Source organism: Micromonospora sp. HNM0581 (assembly GCF_012726175.1).
Taxonomy (GTDB): domain Bacteria; phylum Actinomycetota; class Actinomycetes; order Mycobacteriales; family Micromonosporaceae; genus Micromonospora.
Genome location: NZ_JAASAD010000009.1, coordinates 97,655 through 116,721, shown reverse-complemented (window position 1 = coordinate 116,721; position 19,067 = coordinate 97,655). Strand labels below are relative to the sequence as shown.

At 70.0% G+C, this 19,067-nt stretch carries 17 protein-coding genes and 1 tRNA gene; 10 read left to right on the top strand and 8 right to left on the bottom strand.

The window, feature by feature from the left end:
• Positions 1–23 precede the first annotated feature (23 nt).
• From ilvA to HCA58_RS13545, 3 genes are read right to left on the bottom strand one after another with little or no spacing between them, the layout of a single operon-like run.
• The gene (gene ilvA, locus HCA58_RS13555) at positions 24–1,244 is read right to left on the bottom strand and encodes a threonine ammonia-lyase (protein ID WP_169598179.1); all 1,221 of its coding nucleotides are present in this window, start codon (positions 1,242–1,244) and stop codon (positions 24–26) included.
• Between the two features lie 13 nt (positions 1,245–1,257).
• The gene (locus tag HCA58_RS13550; RefSeq protein WP_169598178.1) at positions 1,258–2,667 is read right to left on the bottom strand and encodes an amidase family protein; all 1,410 of its coding nucleotides are present in this window, start codon (positions 2,665–2,667) and stop codon (positions 1,258–1,260) included.
• 16 nt (positions 2,668–2,683) lie between these two features.
• Positions 2,684–3,826 carry a cystathionine gamma-synthase gene (locus tag HCA58_RS13545; protein ID WP_169598177.1) on the bottom strand — a complete coding sequence of 381 codons (1,143 nt, stop codon included), beginning with the start codon at positions 3,824–3,826 and terminating at the stop codon, positions 2,684–2,686.
• 114 nt (positions 3,827–3,940) lie between these two features.
• Here HCA58_RS13545 and HCA58_RS13540 point away from each other — a divergent pair, with 114 nt between their 5' ends.
• The 7 genes from HCA58_RS13540 to HCA58_RS13510 all read left to right on the top strand — a co-directional run bounded on the left by HCA58_RS13540 (position 3,941) and on the right by HCA58_RS13510 (position 12,048).
• On the top strand, positions 3,941–4,357 hold the full coding sequence (locus tag HCA58_RS13540) for an HIT family protein (protein ID WP_169598176.1): 417 nt from the start codon (positions 3,941–3,943) through the stop codon (positions 4,355–4,357).
• 112 nt (positions 4,358–4,469) lie between these two features.
• A complete protein-coding gene (msrA, locus tag HCA58_RS13535) occupies positions 4,470–5,132 on the top strand; it encodes a peptide-methionine (S)-S-oxide reductase MsrA (RefSeq protein WP_169598175.1) in 663 nt (220 codons plus the stop codon).
• Positions 5,133–5,407: 275 nt separating this feature from the next.
• Positions 5,408–7,192, top strand: coding sequence for an N-acetylglutaminylglutamine amidotransferase (locus HCA58_RS13530; protein WP_169598174.1), 1,785 nt, complete (start codon positions 5,408–5,410; stop codon positions 7,190–7,192).
• A gap of 2 nt (positions 7,193–7,194) precedes the next feature.
• On the top strand, positions 7,195–9,090 hold the full coding sequence (gene ngg, locus HCA58_RS13525; protein ID WP_169598173.1) for an N-acetylglutaminylglutamine synthetase: 1,896 nt from the start codon (positions 7,195–7,197) through the stop codon (positions 9,088–9,090).
• Positions 9,087–10,298, top strand: coding sequence for an osmoprotectant NAGGN system M42 family peptidase (locus tag HCA58_RS13520; protein ID WP_169598172.1), 1,212 nt, complete (start codon positions 9,087–9,089; stop codon positions 10,296–10,298). Before ngg ends, HCA58_RS13520 begins: the two co-directional genes overlap by 4 nt.
• Positions 10,299–10,591: 293 nt before the next feature.
• The gene (locus tag HCA58_RS13515; protein ID WP_169598254.1) at positions 10,592–11,521 is read left to right on the top strand and encodes a ribonuclease Z; all 930 of its coding nucleotides are present in this window, start codon (positions 10,592–10,594) and stop codon (positions 11,519–11,521) included.
• Positions 11,518–12,048, top strand: a complete 531-nt coding sequence (locus tag HCA58_RS13510) for a GNAT family N-acetyltransferase (protein ID WP_169598171.1) — start codon at positions 11,518–11,520, stop codon at positions 12,046–12,048. Before HCA58_RS13515 ends, HCA58_RS13510 begins: the two co-directional genes overlap by 4 nt.
• A gap of 64 nt (positions 12,049–12,112) precedes the next feature.
• Here HCA58_RS13510 and HCA58_RS13505 read toward each other — a convergent pair whose 3' ends face one another.
• A complete protein-coding gene (locus tag HCA58_RS13505; protein WP_169598170.1) occupies positions 12,113–13,483 on the bottom strand; it encodes a cystathionine beta-synthase in 1,371 nt (456 codons plus the stop codon).
• A 79-nt stretch (positions 13,484–13,562) separates the two neighbouring features.
• Positions 13,563–13,919 carry a YkvA family protein gene (locus tag HCA58_RS13500; RefSeq protein ID WP_169598169.1) on the bottom strand — a complete coding sequence of 119 codons (357 nt, stop codon included), beginning with the start codon at positions 13,917–13,919 and terminating at the stop codon, positions 13,563–13,565.
• Between the two features lie 140 nt (positions 13,920–14,059).
• Between HCA58_RS13500 and HCA58_RS13495 the strand changes: the two genes are divergently transcribed.
• From HCA58_RS13495 to HCA58_RS13485, 3 genes are all read left to right on the top strand, one after another.
• Positions 14,060–15,112 (top strand): SGNH/GDSL hydrolase family protein, encoded by a 1,053-nt coding sequence (locus HCA58_RS13495; protein ID WP_169598168.1) that lies wholly within the window; start codon positions 14,060–14,062, stop codon positions 15,110–15,112.
• Positions 15,113–15,164: 52 nt separating this feature from the next.
• Positions 15,165–15,968 (top strand): SGNH/GDSL hydrolase family protein, encoded by an 804-nt coding sequence (locus tag HCA58_RS13490; RefSeq protein ID WP_169598167.1) that lies wholly within the window; start codon positions 15,165–15,167, stop codon positions 15,966–15,968.
• Between the two features lie 85 nt (positions 15,969–16,053).
• Positions 16,054–17,313 (top strand): acetyl-CoA C-acetyltransferase, encoded by a 1,260-nt coding sequence (locus HCA58_RS13485; protein ID WP_169598166.1) that lies wholly within the window; start codon positions 16,054–16,056, stop codon positions 17,311–17,313.
• A gap of 56 nt (positions 17,314–17,369) precedes the next feature.
• Here HCA58_RS13485 and HCA58_RS13480 read toward each other — a convergent pair whose 3' ends face one another.
• The 3 genes from HCA58_RS13480 to HCA58_RS13470 all read right to left on the bottom strand — a co-directional run bounded on the left by HCA58_RS13480 (position 17,370) and on the right by HCA58_RS13470 (position 18,972).
• Positions 17,370–17,663 (bottom strand): hypothetical protein, encoded by a 294-nt coding sequence (locus HCA58_RS13480; protein WP_346775985.1) that lies wholly within the window; start codon positions 17,661–17,663, stop codon positions 17,370–17,372.
• Positions 17,664–17,892: 229 nt separating this feature from the next.
• Positions 17,893–18,726, bottom strand: a complete 834-nt coding sequence (locus HCA58_RS13475) for a Bax inhibitor-1/YccA family protein (RefSeq protein ID WP_169598164.1) — start codon at positions 18,724–18,726, stop codon at positions 17,893–17,895.
• Positions 18,727–18,891: 165 nt separating this feature from the next.
• Positions 18,892–18,972 (bottom strand) — tRNA-Leu (locus tag HCA58_RS13470).
• Positions 18,973–19,067 lie beyond the last annotated feature (95 nt).

Here is a 19,067-nt window from a genome sequence, read left to right as displayed (position 1 = left end):
CACCAGAGGCGTGACGCCCAGCGTCACGCCTCTGGTGCGATCGTCACCTGGTAGCCGCTGGCCCGTAGAGCACTGATCAGCATGTCGGAGTGTTCGACACCGCGGGTCTCCACCGACAGTGCCACCTCGACCTCACCGAGACACAGGTGCGGGTTCGCCCGCTGGTGCACCACGTCCACCACGTTCGCCCGGTGCTCGGCGATCTCGCTCAACAGCGAGGCCAGTTGGCCGGGCCGGTCCGAGCAACGCACCGTCACCCGCAGATACCGCCCCGCCGCCGCCAGCCCGTGCTCGATCACGCGCAGCATCAGCAGCGGGTCGATGTTGCCGCCGGAGAGCACCACCACCGCTGGTGCGGTGACCTCGACGGCGCCGGCCAGCAGAGCGGCCACGCCCACCGCACCGGCCGGCTCCACCACCTGCTTGCCGCGTTCGAGCAGCATGAGCAGCGCCCGGGAGATGTCCTCCTCGGAGACGGTGACCATGTCGTCGACCAGTTTGCGGACGTGGGTGAAGGTGACGTCGCCCGGCCGGCCGACCGCGATTCCGTCTGCGATGGTGGCGAAGGCCGGCAGTCGCACCGGCTCGCCCGCGACCAGTGACGGCGGGAACGCCGCCGCGCTCGACGCCTGCACCCCGATCACTCGAACGTCCGGCCGGAGCGCCTTGGCGACAACCGCAAGCCCGGAGATCAGTCCTCCCCCACCGACACCGGTGACGATCGTCGTGACCTGCGGGCACTGCTCCAAGATCTCCAGTGCCACCGTGCCCTGCCCGGCGATCACGTCCCGGTGGTCGAACGGATGGATCAGCACCGCCCCGGTGCGCTCCGCGAAGGTCTGCGCCGCGACAAGCGACTCGTCGACCGTGGCACCGACCAGTTCGACCTGGGCACCGTATCCCTTGGTGGCCGCCACTTTCGGCAGCGGCGCGTTCACCGGCATGAAGACTGTGGCGTGGGTGCCGACGAGGCCAGCGGCGAGCGCCACCCCCTGCGCATGGTTGCCGGCGCTGGCCGCGACCACGCCACGGGCACGCTCCTGCGCCGACAACCGCGATATCCGCACGTACGCGCCGCGCACCTTGTACGACCCGGCCCGCTGAAGGTTCTCGCACTTGAACCAGACCGGCCCGCCGAGCGCGGCGCTGAGCGGGCGGGACGGCTCCAGCGGCGTGGTGCGGACCACCCCGTCGAGCAGTTCCCGTGCGGCACGCACCTCGTCCAGGCTGACCAGTTCCGTCATACGATCCGGATCGTCAAGCATTGGCTGGCCAGCCCGTTCCGATGTGTGGGTATCCGGGTGCGTGCCGAGACCATGGGCTGGCCATCTCGAACTGACCGGCGACGCTGAGCAGCAGCAGTTCCGAACCGGGTGGTCCGACCAGTTGAACGGCGAGCGGTAGCCCGTCCGGGCGGCGGCCCACCGGCACCACCAGGGCAGGCAGGCCGGCGATGTTCCAGGGCGCCGCGTACGGCGCGTACCGGATGCTGGCGAGCATGTTGGCCTGCCAGGATCGGGTCCACCAACCGGTGGCTGACGGCGGCGCACTGGCCAGCGCCGGGGTGAGCAGCAGATCCACCGAGTGGTCGGTGAAGAAGCCGATCGAGCGTTCACGCCAGGCCAGCCGGTCGGCCTCCCGGACGTACCCGCGCCGCCACGCCCACTCGCCCAGAGCGACGTGCCGACGACTGCGGCGCTGCAGGGCGCGTCGGTCGACCCCGGCGGCGCGTACGTCCGCCGCCGCGGCGGCGAACCAGGTGGCGGTGCCGGTCAGGCTCAGAGCGGTCGGGTAGCTCGGATCGGCCGGTACGGTGTCGTGTCCGGCTCCGGCGAGCAGCCGACCGGCGGCGGCGACCGCGTCCCGGTTCGGTGCGTCGGGTGAGACGCCCCGCACGGGTGACCGCAGCGACACGCCGACCCGTAGTCGCTGCGGCGGCACGAGTTTGCCCTGGGCGCGGCCGGCCAGCACCTGGAAGCCCACTGCCGCGTCGGCGACGGTGGTGCTGAGCATGCCGTGTTCGGCGAGACCGAACCAGTCCTCCGCACCGATCTGACAGGGCACCACACCTCGACCGGGCTTCAGGCCGACCAGCCCGCAGCAGGCGGCGGGGATGCGGATCGAGCCGAGGCCGTCGTTGCCGTGGGCGATCGGTACGAGCCCGGCGGCCACTGCCGCAGCCGCACCACCCGAGGAGCCGCCCGGGGTGCGGGACAGATCCCAGGGGTTACGGGTGACGGCGGTCTCGTCGTCGGTGACGCCCCACAGGCCCAGCTCGGGCATCCGGGTGACGCCGAGGATCACCGCGCCGGCTCCGCGCAGCCGGCGAACCACCTCGTGGTCGGCCTCCGCCACGCCGGTACGCACGGCTGCGGATCCGTTCCAGGTGGGGACACCGGCGACCGGTGTGTTCTCCTTGACCGCGATCGGCACCCCGGCCAGCGGCAGGTTCGCCAGGTCCTCCTGCTCGTCGACCTTCTCCGCCTCGGTCACCGCCTCCCCGCCGCGCACCACCCGGAACGCGGCGAGGTCGACGTCGGCCTTGGTGACGTGGTCGAGGTGGTCGGCGAGCACCTGGGTGGCGGAGACGTCGCCCCGGCGCACGCCGCGGGCGATCTGTTTCGCGGTCGCCCCGACCCAGGTCGGCATGATGTCCTGCACGGCCACCCTCCCAAGCCAGCGGTCAGCCCAGCGCCTGCTCCAGATCAGCGAGCAGGTCTTCGACCGTCTCGATGCCGACAGACAGTCGCACGAGATCGGAGGGAACTTCAAGCGGCGAGCCGGCAGCGCTCGCGTGTGTCATCCGGCCGGGGTGCTCGATCAGGGATTCCACCCCGCCGAGGGACTCGGCGAGCACGAAGAGTCGGGCCCGGTTGCAGATCTCTACGGCGTGCTCCTCACCGCCCGCGGCACGGAAGGAGATCATGCCGCCGAACCGGCGCATCTGCTTCGCCGCCACCTCGTGACCGGGGTGCGACGGAAGACCCGGGTAGAGCACCCGGCCGACCTTGGCGTGCCCGTCCAGGTAGGCGACGATCCGTTCGGCGTTGTCGCAGTGCCGGTCCATGCGTACCCCGAGCGTCTTGATGCCACGCAGTGTGAGCCAGGCGTCGAACGGGCCGTTGACCGCTCCCATCGCGTTCTGGTGGTAGCGCAACTGCTCGCCGAGATCGGTGTCGGCCGCCACCAGCGCGCCGCCGACCACGTCGGAGTGCCCACCGACGTACTTGGTGGTCGAGTGCACGACCACGTCCGCGCCGAGAGTGAGCGGCTGTTGCAGGTACGGCGAGGCGAAGGTGTTGTCGACCACGAGCAGTGCCCCGGCGTCGTGCGCCACCGTGGCGAGGGTGGCGATGTCGGCGATCCCGAGCAGCGGGTTGGTCGGGGTTTCCACCCAGACCACCTTCGTGACGCCGGGCCGGATCGCGGCCCGCACGGCGTCGGCGTCGGAGACCCTGGCCGGGGTGTACGCCAGGCCCCACCGCTCGGCGACCTTGGCGAAGAGCCGGTACGTGCCGCCGTACGCGTCGTCGGGGATCACCACGTGATCACCCGGTTTGCAGACGGTACGCAGCAGGGTGTCCTCGGCGGCGAGGCCGCTGGCGAAGGCGAGGCCGACCCGTCCCGCTTCCAGTGCGGCCAGGCACTCCTGGAGCGCGTCTCGGGTGGGGTTGGCTGAGCGGCTGTACTCGTAGCCGAGCCGCGGTGAGCCGACCGCGTCCTGGGCGTACGTGCTGGTCTGGTAGATCGGTGGGATCACCGCGCCGGTGCGGGCCTCGGGGTCCTGACCGGCGTGTATGGCGAGCGTCTCGAAGCCGTGGGTCATGCCGCAGACGTTAGTCGCCCCGCTCGCCGCATCGACCTGAACCCGGGCGGCGCGGCACCGCACCGTGGGTGCGCGCCGCCAGCGCCGTGTCGCTGGCCGCTCTAGCCTGGTCGGGTGGCTGGGTGCGTGTTCTGCGGGATCGTGGCTGACGAGGTGCCGTCGTTCCGGGTGGCCGACGAGCCGGACGGGGTGGCGTTCCTGGATACCCGGCCGGTGTTCAAGGGGCACGTCCTGGTGGTGCCGCGCACCCATCTGGTCACCCTCGCCGACCTGCCGCCGGAGTCCCTCGCCGGCTACTTCGGCCTGGTCCGGCGGCTCACCGTCGCGGTCGAGTCTGCTCTCGGTGCGGGTGGCACGTTCGTGGCGATGAACAACAAGGTGTCGCAGTCGGTGCCGCACCTGCACACCCACGTCGTGCCCCGGACGAAGGGCGACGGGCTGCGCGGCTTCTTCTGGCCGCGTACCCGCTATGCCGACGACCCCGAGGCCACCTCGTACGCCGCCCGCGTCCGTACCGCGCTGTCCGGATGAGCGGGCGGATGCAGGCACGGTCCTGCGGCTGTGCGCCTGAGCGGTGCCGCGGCGGGTAAGGAAGGTGCGCTCGCCGGTGTTGCACGCGGGGAAGGATGAAAGGAGTTCCACCGTGTTCCTCCGCCACATGAAGGCCGAGATGATCTCACCCGACCGCGCCTTGCCCGGCCGGCCCATCGCGATGCCGGTGGCCGACCGGCACGAGGTGCTCGGGACCCCGCTCAAGGGCCCGTTCCCCGAGGGCTACCAGGTCGCCGTGTTCGGTATGGGGTGTTTCTGGGGTGCCGAGCGCTTGTTCTGGACCCTGCCAGGGGTCTTCACCACCTCTGCGGGCTACGCGGGTGGATACACCCGGAACCCGACCTACGAGGAGGTCTGCTCCGGGATGACCGGGCACACCGAGGTCGTCGAGGTGGTCTACGACCCTACGAAGATCAGCTACGAGGATCTGCTGAAGGTCTTCTGGGAGAATCACGACCCGACCCAGGGCATGCGACAGGGCAACGACGTGGGCACCCAGTACCGGTCCGCGATCTACGCCAGCACGGACGAGCAGTTGGCGGTCGCCGAGGCGTCCCGGGAGGCGTTCGCGCCGATCGTGGCCCGAGCCGGCAAGGGCGAGATCACCACGGAGGTCGTCCGGCTCGGTGACTACTACCTCGCCGAGGACTACCACCAGCAGTACCTTGCCCCCACCAAGAACCCGAACGGCTACTGCAACCACGGCCCGAACGGGTTGAGCTGCCCGGTGGGGGTAGCCCGCACCGCCGGCTGACCTACCCTCCCCTCGATGTTCGTCGGGGCCGACCGCTCGACGCGGTCGGCCCCCACCTCCGGTGGGCGTACGGGGAAAGCCTCAGGTGCGCCATTCGTCACATCGCCGGCAGGTGGTCGACCAGGACAGGCGCCTCGAAGCGACACGAAATGCCCGGACTTCGGGCAGGTGTGTCAAGTACTTGGCGGTAAGGCGCGAGATTCTAGCAATGCTGTTACATGACCGTCATGGTCTCAACAGGCCAATCGCAACAACCTCTGGCAGCATGGGCTCACATGTGCGGACTGGCTGGGGAGTTCCGACGGGACGCGACGCGTGCCGACGTCGCGGCGGTCGAGCGGATGGCCGCCACCATGTGCGATCGGGGGCCTGACGGCAGCGGAGTGTGGTCTCAGGGGTCGACGGCCCTCGGGCACCGACGGTTGAAGATCATCGACCTTTCGGCGGCCAGCGGCCAGCCGATCGTCGACTCCGCCGCCGGCCTGACCGGCGTCTTCAACGGCTGTATCTACAACTACCGCGAGCTACGCGCCGAGCTACAGGCCAAGGGTCACCGCTTCTTCTCCAGCGGGGACAGCGAGGTCGTCGTCAAGGCGTACGCCGAGTGGGGCACGGACTTCGTCGACCATCTGGTCGGCATGTTCGCCGTCGCGATCAGCGAACGGGACACCGGCCGCCTGGTGCTGGCCCGGGACCGGCTCGGCATCAAGCCGCTCTACCTCGCCGAATCATCCGCAGTGGTGCGGTTCGCCAGCACCCTGCCGGCGCTGCTGGCCGGTGGCGGGGTGGACACCACGATCGATTCGGTGGCGCTGGCCCACTACCTCAGCTTCCACAGCATCGTTCCGCCGCCGCGCACCATCCTGCGCGGCATCAGCAAGCTACCCCCGGCCACCGTTCGGGTCTACGAGGCCGACGGGCGCAGTCACGAGCGCGTGTACTGGGACCCGCCGTTCCTACGCCGCGACGAGCACTCCGGATGGTCCGAGCGGGAGTGGCAGGACGCCCTGCACGAGTCGCTGATCACCGCCGTACGCCGGCGGATGGTCGCCGACGTACCGGTCGGTGTGCTGCTCTCCGGCGGCCTGGACTCCAGCCTGGTGGTGGCCCTGCTGGCCGGGGAGGGACAACGCGGTCTGTCGACCTTCTCCATCGGCTTCGACGCCGTCGGCGGCCGGGAGGGCGACGAGTTCCGCTACTCGGACGTGGTCGCCAAGACATTCGACACCGACCACCACCAGATCCGGGTCGCCGCGCAGGACCTCGTCCCGCCGCTGGAGGCGGCGGTGGCCGCCATGAGCGAACCGATGGTCAGCCACGACTGCGTCGCCTTCTACCTGCTCAGTCAGGAGGTGTCGCGGCACGTCAAGGTGGTCCAGTCCGGGCAGGGCGCCGACGAGATCCTGGGCGGCTACCACTGGTACCCGCCGCTGGCACAGGTGGACCGGGAGCAGGCCCTCGACACGTACGCCCGGGCCTTCTTCGACCGCGACGGCGCCGGTCTCGCCCGGGTACTCAACCCCGACTGGCTCGCCGGCGGCGATCCGGCCAGGGAGTTCGTCGCCGCGCACCTGGCACGACCGGGCGCGCAGACCGCGGTCGACGCGGGCCTGCGCATCGACACGCAGATCATGCTCACCGACGACCCGGTCAAGCGGGTCGACAACATGACCATGGCACACGGGCTGGAGGCCCGGGTGCCGTTCCTGGATCACGAGTTCGTGGAACTGGCTGCCGCCTGTCCGCCGGAGCTGAAGCTGGCGCAGGGCGGTAAGGGTGTGCTCAAGGAAATCGGCCGCCGCGTGCTGCCGCACGAGGTCATCGACCGGCCCAAGGGTTACTTCCCGGTGCCGGGCCTGACGCACCTGGAAGGCAAGCTCCTCGACCGGGTACGCGACGCGCTGTCCGCTCCCGAGGCCCGCCGCCGCGACCTGTTCCGCACCGATTACGTCAACGCCCTGCTCGACGCGCCCAACGCCGAACTGACCCCGTTGAACGGAAACAAGCTGTGGCAACTCGGACTCCTGGAAATGTGGCTCCAGAGCCACGGAATCGACTGACCGTGACCGACACCCTGGCCACCGGCGTCGCCCGGACCGACCGGGGCCGCGGCGCGGGAAGACGGTACGAGCGGGTCGGGCCGGGTGGTGATCCGATCGCCACCGGCGGCGGCGCCGACCCGGCCGTCGGCGAACGCCCGAGCACCCGTGCGGATGTGATCGTCGACTGCGGTTGGGGGCGGCTGGTCTTCGGTCAGACCTTCGCCGACCAGTCCGCAGTCGCTGACGTGCTGCGTTCCGAGGCGGCCGGTGCCCGGGACATCTGCATCTACCTGAGCGATCCACATGTGCTGGTCTCCCGGCTCCCGGACGAGTTGTTCATCGACCCGTCGCTTACCTTCCGGTTGCCTCTCGCGGGGGGCCGTCGCGGGTCCCGACCCGGCTCCGGTACCACCGAGGAAGCCGGCAGTGCCGAGACGCCGGCCCCGCTCGACGACCGCAACGGACTGCCCGGGGTGCGCATCCGCCGGTTGCGGGACGCCGCCGACGCCGACGCGGTCAACCGGATCTACGCCGCCAACGGCATGGTCACCGCCCCGGTCGACGTGCTTGTCGACAACGCGGCAACCGACCGGTTCCTGCACCTGGTGGCCGAGGCGGTCACCGGGGAGATCGTCGGCACCATCACCGGCATCGACCACGTGGCGGTCTTCGACGATCCGGACAACGGCGCCAGCCTGTGGTGTCTGACCGTCGACTTCAACCAGGCCCCACCCGGCACCGGGCAGGCGCTGATCACCGAGTTGGTCAGCCGGCTCGTCGCCCGGGGCCGTGCGTACGTCGACCTGTCCGTGCTCGCCGAGAACGCCGGGGCGATCCGCCTCTACGAGCGCCTCGGGTTCTACCGCACCGCCACGCTCTGCGTGAAGCGGAAAAACCCGATCAACGAGCGGCTGTTCCTGCCGGCCATGCCGGTCGGCTACGACGGGCTCAACCCGTACGCCCGGATCGTCGCTGACGAGGCGATGCGGCGGGGCATCCGGGTCGAGGTCACCGACCCGGAGTGGGGCGAGCTCCGGCTGACCAGCGGCGGCCGGACCATCCTCACCCGCGAGTCGCTGTCCGAACTGACCTCGGCCGTGGCGATGAGCCGCTGCGACGACAAGCGGGTGACCCGCCGCATCCTGACCGAGGCCGGCCTGTCGGTACCGCGTGGGCGCACCGCCACCGGCGACGGAGCGGACGCGGAGTTCCTGGCCGAGGTGGGCCGACTGGTGGTCAAACCGGCCCGGGGTGAGCAGGGACACGGCATCACCGTCGGCGTACGCACCCCCGAGGCGCTGACCGCCGCCGTCGAACTGGCCGCCCGGTTCTGTCCTCAGGTGCTGTTGGAGGAGTTGTGCAGCGGTGAGGACCTGCGGGTCGTCATGATTGATCATGAGGTGGTGGCTGCCGCGGTCCGTCGGCCCGCCTCGATCACCGGGGACGGCGTGCATGACATCGCCGAGCTGATCGAGCGGCAGAGTCGCCGTCGGGCCGCCGCCACCGGTGGCGAGTCCCGCATCCCGCTCGACGACATGACCCGGGACGTGGTCACCGAAGCCGGTCACCATCTACACGACGTGCTGCCCGAGGGGCAGGTCCTCGCGGTACGCCGCACCGCTAACCTGCACACCGGCGGCACCATCCACGATGTGACCGGAGAGCTGCACCCCGTGATCGCCGAAGCGTGCGTCGCCGCCAGCCGGGCCATCGACATCCCGGTGACCGGGCTCGACCTGCTGGTGCCGGCGCCAGACCGACCCGAGCACGTCTTCATCGAGGCCAACGAGCGGCCCGGGCTGGCCAACCACGAGCCGCAGCCCACCGCAGAACGCTTTGTGGATCTCCTCTTTCCTGGGACCCGAGCACCGCAGAAGCTGTGGACCCCGGCTGGTGCGGCACCATCTGGGGTATGACCGTACGCAAGACCACTCCGCTCCCCATCGACCTGGACTACCTCCGTCAGGTCCTGGTCGAGTTGCTCGACATTCCCAGTCCGTCAGGTCGCACCGATCACGTGCAGCAGTACGTGGGTGAGCGCCTGTCGGCGCTCGGCATCCCGTCGACGTTGACCCGTCGGGGCGCGTTGAGCGCCTGCCTGCCCGGCCCTCGCGAGACAGGGGCGGACCGGGCCATCGTGGTGCACACCGACACCATCGGTGGGATGGTCAAGCGGCTCAAGGAGAACGGTCGGCTGGAGCTGAAACCGATCGGTACGCACAGCGCCCGTTTCGCCGAGGGCGCCCACGTGAGGATTTTCACCGACGACCTGGATCGGGTGGTCACCGGCCAGGTGCTGCCGCTCAAGGCCAGCGGCCACCGCTACAACGAGGGGGTGGACCTACAGGGCATCGGCTGGGAGCAGGTGGAGGTACGCGTCGACGAAGCGGTGGAGGACATCGCCGGCCTGCGGATGCTCGGCATCGACGCAGGCGACTTCGTGGCGTTCCTGCCGAATCCGACGGTCACCCCCAGCGGCTACGTCAAATCCCGCCATCTCGACGACAAAGCCGGCGTGGCGGCCGTCCTCACCGCCCTGAAAGCGATGGTCGATGCCGGGGTGAAGCCCGCCGTCTCCGCTCACCTGCTGGTCACGGTCACCGAGGAGATCGGCCACGGCGCGTCGCACGGCCTCGACCCCGACGTGGCCGAGATCGTGTCGGTGGACGCGGCGGTGGTCGCTCCCGGGCAGCAGTCCCGGGAGCACTCTGCGACCCTGGCGATGGGCGACGGGGTCGGGCCGTTCGACTACCACCTCACCCGCAATCTGTCCGCGATCGCCCAGGAACACGACATCGATCTTGTCCGGGACGTCTTCGACTACTACCGCTCGGACGTGGCGGCGGCGGTGGAGGCTGGTGCGCACGCTCGCGTGGCCTTGCTCGGCTTCGGTGTCGACGCCACCCACGGGCACGAGCGCACCCACCTCGACGGACTGCGACACCTGACCCAGTTGCTCTGCCTCTATCTACAGAGCGACCTGGTCTTCCCCGAGTGGGACGCCGAACCGGAGGGCGATCTGGCCGACTTCCCGTCACTGGCGGTCCAGCCGGCCAGCGCCGGCCCGCGGACCGGACCGATCGGTATCGCCGCCGACTCTGACGACGGCGCACCCGGCATGTGATCGAAATCCGTTGCCGGGGGGCCGGCGGCTGGATAGCGTGGCGGTACACGGGAAAGGAGGTGGTCCAGACTTGTATAGCAATCGGACTCGTGAGGTGGCTGTCCGCTAGCCGCTGTCCTCGACAGTGACAGCCTGCCCTCCGGGGCGGGCACGGTAAGAGTCGTCGAGACCGTGTGGCAGCGGTGCGGCGAAACCACGACAGCCACCCGACCCCCGGGGTGCCGGCCCAGTCCAGTCGGCCCGCGCGTCAGCGCGGAAGCCCCGGGGGTCGCTTCATCTCACCGGAGGCGGCCCTGTCCATGCGTGAGCTGGTGGTGCTCGGCACGGCCAGCCAGGCACCCACCCGGGCCCGCAACCACAACGGGTACGTTCTGCGGTGGGACGACGAGGTCATCCTCTTCGATCCCGGTGAGGGCAGCCAGCGGCAGCTGCTGCACACCGGGGTCACCGCCAGCGACCTGACCCGGATCTGCGTCACCCATTTCCACGGCGACCACTGCCTCGGCCTGCCCGGCACCATCCAGCGCCTTTCCCTGGACCGGGTGTCACATCCGGTGGCGGTGCACTTCCCGGCCGGCGGTGCGGACTACTTCACCCGACTGCGACACGCCAGTTCCTTCCACGAGACCGCCGAGCTGGCGGTGGCACCGATCGAGGCGGACGGGCAACGGATCGCGCTGAAGCACGGGACGTTGGAGGCACGGCGGCTGCGGCATCCCATCGAGACGTACGGCTATCGGCTGCTGGAGCCGGACGGGTGCCGGATGCTGCCGGAGCGGCTCGCCGCGTACGGCATCGCCGGGCCGGCGGTCGGTGAGCTGCGCCGCACCGGTCACCTCGACCTCGGCGGGCGTCGTGTCACCCGGGATGAGGTGAGCGTGCCACGGCCGGGGCAACGGTTCGCCTTCGTGATGGACACCGGCCTCTGCGACGGGGTGTACGCGCTTGCCGAGCGGGCCGATCTGCTGGTCATCGAGTCGACGTTCCTGGAGTCTGAGGTTGCGCTCGCCGCCGAGGTCGGGCACCTCACCGCCGGGCAGGCCGCCCGGGTGGCGGCCGAGTCAGGGGTACGCCGACTCGTGCTCACCCATTTCTCCCAGCGGTACGCCGAACCCGCCCGTTTCGCCGACGAGGCCCGCCGGCACTTCGACGGGGACCTGGTGATCGCCGAGGATCTGATCACGATCCAGGTGCCGAGCCGACGGGTACCCTCGGCCGGGTGACCGTCACGCTGCGTCCAGCAGAGGCGGCCGACCTCCTGCCGGTGGGTGCCCTGCACCAACGGTCCCGGGTCGCCGCGTACTCCTCGTTCCTGCCGGCGGAAGCACTAGCCGATCCGACACCGGAGGCCATGGGCGAATACTGGGCACAGCGGTGGACCTGGGAACGGGACGACCATCTGATGACGGTGGCCGAACGGGACGGCGCTCTGGTCGGCTTCAGTTATCTCGGTCCGGACGACGCGGGCGATCCGGTGACCGGGCTGCTCAACGCCATTCATCTGGAGCCGTCCGAGCGGGGTCGCGGCGTCGGCCGGGCGTTGATGGTCGACGCCCTGGCGAACATGCGGCTGCGCGGCTGGCGCCGCGCCGTGCTCTGGGTCCTGCGCGACAACACGCGCGCCCGCCGCTTCTACGAACGCGGCGGCTGGTCTCCCACCGGCCGGCACCGCGACGAGCAGATCGGTGAGATTCTCACTCCTCAGCTCCGCTACACCCGCCGACTCCCACCCCACCACCCAGTCTGTTGATCATGTTGTTGGCGGCGCCGTGGGGACGACCGACGACCACCACCAACATCATGACGTCCGGAGGTCAGGGGGTGTTCAGGTGGGCGAGCAGGTCTTGGCGGGTGAGGACGCCCTTGGGTTTGCCGTCGGTCAACACCAGGGCGGCGTCGGACTTCTCCAACAGGTTCACCGCCTCGCTGACCGGCTGACCACCGCCGATCATCGGCAGCGGCGGGCCCATGTGCCGTTCGATTGTGTCGTGCAGGTGCGCCTGACCGGTGAAGAGCGCGTCGAGCAGGTCCTTCTCGGCGATCGAACCGGCCACCTCGCCGGTCACCACCGGCGGCTCCGCCTTGAGCACCGGCAGCTGCGACACGCCGTACTCGCGCATGTAGTCGATGGCGTCGCGGACCGTCTCGGTCGGATGAACGTGGACCAACTCGGGCAGACCGCCGGGTTTGCCGGCCAGAGCCTCCGACACGGTCGGCTCCGAACCGGAGGCGTCGAGGAAGCCGTATCGGGCCATCCAGGCATCATTGAAGATCTTGGACAGGTAGCCCCGACCGCCATCCGGCAGTAACACCACGATGACGTCGTCCGGGCCGGCGGTACGCGCCACCTCCAACGCCGCGACGGCCGCCATGCCGCAGGAGCCACCCACCAGCAGCCCTTCCTCGCGGGCCAACCGCCGCGTCATCTCGAAGGACTGCTTGTCCGAGACCTCGATGATCTGGTCTGCCACCTCCCGGTCGTACGTCTGCGGCCAGAAGTCCTCGCCGACCCCTTCGACCAGGTACGGCCGGCCGCTGCCGCCGGAGTAGACCGACCCCTCCGGATCGGCACCGATGACCTTGACGGTGTCGCCCGAAGCCTCCTTCAGATAGCGCCCGATGCCGGAAATGGTGCCGCCGGTGCCGACCCCGGCCACGAAGTGGGTGATCCGGCCCTCGGTCTGCTTCCACAGCTCAGGGCCGGTGGTCTCGTAGTGCGAACGCGGATTCGCCGGGTTGGCGTACTGGTTGGGCTTCCAGGCGTCCGGAATCTCCCGGGCCAGCCGGTCGGAGACGTTGTAGTACGAGCGGGGATCCTCCGGCGCCACCGCGGTCGGGCAGACCACCACCTCGGCGCCGTACGCCCGCAGCACGTCCTGCTTGTCCTGGCTGACCTTGTCGGGGCAGACGAACACGCAGCGGTAGCCTCGGAGCTGGGCCACCAGGGCCAGACCGACGCCGGTGTTACCGCTGGTCGGCTCGACGATGGTGCCGCCCGGGCGCAGAATCCCGGCTGCCTCGGCGTCCTCCACCATGCGCAGTGCGATCCGGTCTTTCACCGATCCGCCCGGGTTGAGGTACTCCACCTTCGCCAGCACCGTCGCCTGGACGCCCTCGGCGACGTTGCGCAGCCGTACCAGCGGTGTGTTGCCGATCATTTCGACGACGTTGTCGTAGTACTGCACCTCGTTGTGCCTTTCGCTCCGGCTCCGGCACGCCAGGCCGGGCGGTGAACAGGTGGAATTCCCGCTCAGGGTACGTCGGTCAGGGCACCACGTGGCCGGGGACCACGGTGCTGCGACGGGCCTCCCACTCAAGGAAACGCTCGGTCTCGGCGAGCACCGAGCCGGCGAGCCAGGTGACCATCACCGCGTCGTCGATGAGCCCGAACACGGTGAGGAACATCTCCGGCACCGCGTCGACAGGCGAGACGATGTACGCCGTGGCAGCGGTCATCATGGCCAGCCGGAGCCCCCCGTCGTACTGGCCACGCGCGGTGGCCGCGATCATCCTGGGCAGCGCTCCGAGCCGGGTGCCGAGCGACGGCCCGCCCCGGGCTCCGGCGGTCACCGCCCGCGCGAGGGCCACGAACGCGGCACCTCGCTTCAACGTCTTAGCCATCGTCGTACTCCTCTCCACGTGCAGCGTGACGCCCCGCCGCAACCACCCTCCATCCAAGTACCCAACCCGGTCGTTTTCCAGGCACCGGAGCGCCGCAACGACGACAGCTGGGCGTCAGACGGGCAGGCTAGTGTCACGGTATGGGGGTCGCTGGTTCCGTCGTGCCGGGTCGTCCGCGCTGGCCGCGCGTTCTCCGGGTTGCCCGCCTGGCAGCCATCGGCACGGGTGCGACGGTGGCCGCCGCAGCGGCGGCGACCGGTGTGCTCTTCGGTCAGGCCCGGCAGGCCCGCCGCACGATTCCGACCGCCGAGGCACCGCCACCGCGCTGCGACGGCGTCTACGGCCCGAAGTTTCCCGGGCCGGCGATCACACTCGTCGTCCTCGGTGACTCGTCCGCCGCCGGATACGGAGTGCACCGCCGCCGTGAGACGCCGGGGGCGTTGTTGGCCACCGGCCTGTCCCGGCGCCTGCGTCGTCCCGTCCGGTTGCACCGCTTCGCGGTGGTGGGTGCCATCTCGGCTGGTCTCAAGTTCCAGGTCGAGGCAGCTCTGGAGTGCGACCCCGACGTCGCGGTCATCCTCATCGGTGGCAACGACGTCACCAACCGCACACCACCGGCCCTGGCCGTGCGCTACCTCGTCGAGGGGGTCCGGGCGTTGCGCGCGGGCGGCGCCGAAGTGGTCGTCGGGACCTGCCCGGACCTGGGTGCGATCCGCCCCATCCAGCCGCCGCTGCGCTGGTTGGCTCGCCGGTGGAGCCGGCAACTCGCTGCGGCGCAGACGGTGGCGGTGGTGTCGGCCGGTGGTTGGACGGTCTCGCTCGGCGATCTGCTCGGTCCCCGGTTCACCGCCGAGCCAGGGCGCATGTTCGCCTGGGACAGGTTCCACCCCTCCGCCGAGGGATACGCGGCGGCTGCCGCCGCTCTGTTGCCGACGGTGCTCTCCGCACTGGGCCAGGGCGCCGAACGCAGGCCTACGCCTACACGTCTCGAAGGCGTACGGTCGTTGCCGAAGGCCGCGCACGAGGCGGCTCGGCATCCGGGGACGGAGGTCAGCGGTACGCAGGTTCGCGGCAGCGAGAACGGCCCGGCCGGCCGTTGGGCGCAGCTGCGCCGACGGGGATTCCTCGGTGCCGGACCGGCACCGCAGGCAACCTCCACCGTCGACTCCCCCGCAGTGGAAGGATTCTCATGACCGAGCGGATCAGGGGCCGGCGCAGCTCCGGTTCCGGCCCGGGGCAGGCGACATGACCGGTCGTCCTCCTGGGAACCGGGTCGCTGGACGCATCGCCCGCACCGCCGCGTTCTCCGTGATCGCTGGCGTACTCGGCGGGGTGGCGGTACTCGCCGGAGAGGCCGTGGTGGCCCGCAACCGCCGCTACGCCCAGCCGGAACTCGGCCTGGCGCTGCGGGCGACCGTTGGTCGGGCCGGTGCCACACCGCTGCGCCTGGTGCTGTTGGGTGACTCTTCCGCTCTCGGCGTCGGTGTGGACCGGCTCGGCGACACCATTGGCGGGCAGCTGGCGGAGCTGCTCGCGGACGGGCCCGGTGGGCGTCAGGTGCACCTGTCCAGCGTCGGTGTCTCCGGCTCGCGCTCGACCGACCTGGCCACCCAGGTGGCCCGGGCGTTGCTCGGCGAGCGGCCGGACGTGGCGGTCATCCTGGTCGGCGCCAACGACGTCACGAGCATGCGGCGTCCGGCCGAGGCCGCCGCCTACCTCGGCGCTGCCGTGCACCGGCTACGACACGCCGGCGTCGAGGTCGTAGTCGGCACCTGCCCGGATCTCGGCGCGGTACGCGCGATAGCGTTGCCCCTGCGGCAGGTCGTCGGCTGGCTGGGAAACCGCGTCGCCCGAGCGCAGACCGGTGCGGTGCTCGACGCCGGCGGGACGGTTGTCGACCTGGCCACTGAAACAGGTCCGGTGTTCCGGGCCGACGCCGGCACGTTCTGTCACGACGGCTACCACCCCTCCGCCGACGGTTACCGGGTCTGGGCGCACGCCCTGCTGCCCGCAGTGGTCACCGCGGCGGCCGTCACCCCACGCCACTGACCGGAAGCCCCGGGGTGCCCGGGGTGACATTTCCCGGAACCGGGAGAACTTCCGCCGCAAGTTACCAGCGAGTTACGGTGATCGTATGCCGATTGAGTCGTCTCGCGATGCCGTCATCGTCGCCACCGCCCGCTCCCCCATCGGCCGGGCACACAAAGGGTCCCTCCGCGATCTCCGCCCCGACGATCTTGCCGCCACCATCGTGCAGGCTGCCCTGGCAAAGGTGCCGCAGCTCGACCCACGGCAGATCGACGATCTCTACCTCGGGTGCGGTCTGCCCGGTGGGGAACAGGGTTTCAACATGGCTCGCGTCGTGGCTGTGCTGATGGGTCTCGACGGCCTGCCCGGTGCGACCCTCACCCGCTACTGCGCCTCCTCGTTGCAGACGACCCGGATGGCAATGCACGCGATCCGGGCCGGTGAGGGCGACGTCTTCGTCTCTGCCGGTGTGGAGATGGTTTCCCGGTACGCCCGCGGCAGCTCGGATGGTCTACCTCCCGAGGCTCAGGCCCTGATCGGCGGCTGGCAGAACCCCCGCTTCGCGTCGGCACATGAGCGGTCCAAGGCCCGAGCCGAGGCCGGTGCGGCGGTCTGGACCGACCCACGCGAGGAGGACGCCCTGCCCGACGTCTACCTGGCCATGGGACAGACCGCCGAGAATCTCGCCCAGGTGTACGACGTGAGCCGCGAGGACATGGACGCTTTCGGCGTACGTAGCCAAAACCTGGCCGAGAAGGCGATCGCCGACGGCTTCTGGGCCCGGGAGATCACCCCGGTCACCACGCCCGACGGCACGGTGGTCAGCACGGACGACGGCCCCCGCGCCGGGGTGACCCTGGACGCGGTTTCCCAGCTCAAGCCGGTTTTCCGCCCGGATGGCCGGATCACCGCCGGCAACTGCTGCCCGCTGAACGACGGAGCCGCGGCCGTGGTCGTGATGAGCGCACAGCGAGCCGAGGAGCTGGGCGTAACCCCACTGGCCCGGATCGTCTCCACAGGTGTCACCGCACTGTCACCGGAGATCATGGGCCTCGGTCCGGTGGAGGCGAGCCGACAGGCGCTCGGACGCGCCGGCATGACGATCGACGACGTCGATCTGGTCGAGATCAACGAGGCGTTCGCCGCCCAGGTGATCCCGTCGTACCGCCAGTTGGGCATCGCGGAGGAGAAACTCAACGTGATGGGTGGTGCGGTCGCCGTCGGTCACCCGTTCGGAATGACCGGCGCCCGGATCACCGGCACGCTGCTCAACGCTCTGCAATGGCACGACAAGACCGTCGGCCTGGAGACCATGTGCGTCGGTGGCGGGCAGGGCATGGCGATGATCATCGAGCGCCTGAGCTGACGGTACGGCAACGATCGACACCAGCCGCCCACGGCTCGTTCCGGGTGACGCGGTCGCTAGAGCGTGGTACGGGTGGCGGCCACTTCGGTGGCAGCCCAGTTCAGCGCCTCCGCGCCCGCACCCGCGGCAAGCAGGTCGGCGGTGACCACCCGGAGTTGGTCGGGAAGGGCGAGATCGCTGTCGAGCCGAGGTACGGCCCGACGTGGTTGTCCTTCCGCGTCTGCGGCGAGGTCGGCGACGTCCTGCACCAGCCGGTGGACCAGATCCGCCCGGGACACGTTCCCGATCGATGCCGCAGCCGACCAGCGTGGCTGCTGCCAGTGGCTGATCTGCTGCACCAGCAACTCCACCCGGCGAGCAAGCTCCACCCCCACCACTGTCTCCATTCCACCTCCTCCGACACCAGACTCAACGCACCCGCCCCACCAATCGCCGATCATGCATTTTAGGGTTGTCGGCTTCAGCACGTACGCCCGATCTGCACAGTGCCACAACTGCAAGATCGGCGCCAAGGGGTGGGTAAGTGGGGGCGCCCGCCCCAGGTGGGGCGGGCGCCTGTCGATCGGTGGGGCGTACGGGTCAGTCGTCGCCTTGGAAGTAGCTCAGCAGACGCAGCATCTCGATGTAGAGCCAGATCAGGCTGACCAGGATGCCGAAAGCGGCAACCCACGAGTAGCGCTGCGGCAGGCCCATCCGGACACCGTCCTCCACCTCCTTGAAGCTGAGCACGAAGCTCAACGAGGCGACGACGATGCAGACGATGCTGAATCCGATGGCCAGCGGGCTGCCGTCGCGCAGGCCGGTGTTCACGCCGAAGAGCGCCAACACCAGATTGATCATCATGACGGCGAAGAGACCCGCCATCACCGCGATCATGCCCTTGACGAACTTCGGCGTCGCCCGGATGACCCGCGCCTTGTAGAGCATGGCCATCACGAAGAAGACACCGAAAGTGGCAGTCACCGCCTGGAGCACGATGCCGTCGTACAGCGATTCGAAGAACTTGCTCACCGCACCAACGAGGACACCCTCGACGACGGCGTACGCGACGACGAGCGCCGGATTCGCCATCCGCGAGAACGAGATGATCATGCCGAGCACCAGGCCGACGACGGCAGCACCGATCCATGCGACGCCGAGCAGCGCATCGGGCACCAGCGCCCACGCCGCCGCGGCGGCGACACCGACGATGGCCAGGAGCGTGACCGTCTTGACCACCACGTCGTCGATCGACATGGTGGTGGCCGCCGGCGGGGCCGACGGGAAGCCCGGCGCGCCGGGATAACCGGCCTGCGGCGGAACCTGCTGGGGGTAGCCGGGCTGTCCGTACGGCCCGGACGGGGCGTACCCGGCGGCCCGCTCCCGCTCGGCCGCCTGACCGAGCCGGGCGAGCACCGGGTTCGAAGTCTTCACTGTCTGGCCTCCCTCAGGGGGTCTCATGGCACGTCAACGTGCCATACAAGAGTAAACGGCCCGACCAGCCCATGGAGATCGCCAAGCTGAGGGAAAGCTGAGAGCTCCCGCCGTCTCAGGGAAAGCGACAGACAACCAGCGGCTGCGAGGTCTGCACGAGATGGGTGCCCGGGGCGGGGATCGAACCCGCACGCCTTGCGGCAGCCGCTTTTAAGGCGGCCGTGTCTGCCTTTCCACCACCCGGGCGGGTGACACCGGCCGCCGACGCGTACGGTGCAGTGCCACGGTAGCGGTTTCGTCGCCACTGCGGCGTCCCCCACCCAGCACCGCCACTATGGTCG

What these genes read in the sequence shown, in the direction of transcription:
- HCA58_RS13500 (WP_169598169.1), bottom strand. Translation starts at nt 13,919, where the DNA reads ATGGCTAAGACGTTGAAGCGAGGTGCCGCGTTCGTGGCCCTCGCGCGG.
- HCA58_RS13520 (WP_169598172.1), top strand. Translation starts at nt 9,087, where the DNA reads ATGACCGTACGCAAGACCACTCCGCTCCCCATCGACCTGGACTACCTC.
- HCA58_RS13545 (WP_169598177.1), bottom strand. Translation starts at nt 3,826, where the DNA reads ATGACCCACGGCTTCGAGACGCTCGCCATACACGCCGGTCAGGACCCC.
- ilvA (WP_169598179.1), bottom strand. Translation starts at nt 1,244, where the DNA reads ATGACGGAACTGGTCAGCCTGGACGAGGTGCGTGCCGCACGGGAACTG.
- HCA58_RS13530 (WP_169598174.1), top strand. Translation starts at nt 5,408, where the DNA reads ATGTGCGGACTGGCTGGGGAGTTCCGACGGGACGCGACGCGTGCCGAC.
- HCA58_RS13490 (WP_169598167.1), top strand. Translation starts at nt 15,165, where the DNA reads ATGACCGGTCGTCCTCCTGGGAACCGGGTCGCTGGACGCATCGCCCGC.
- HCA58_RS13485 (WP_169598166.1), top strand. Translation starts at nt 16,054, where the DNA reads ATGCCGATTGAGTCGTCTCGCGATGCCGTCATCGTCGCCACCGCCCGC.
- HCA58_RS13495 (WP_169598168.1), top strand. Translation starts at nt 14,060, where the DNA reads ATGGGGGTCGCTGGTTCCGTCGTGCCGGGTCGTCCGCGCTGGCCGCGC.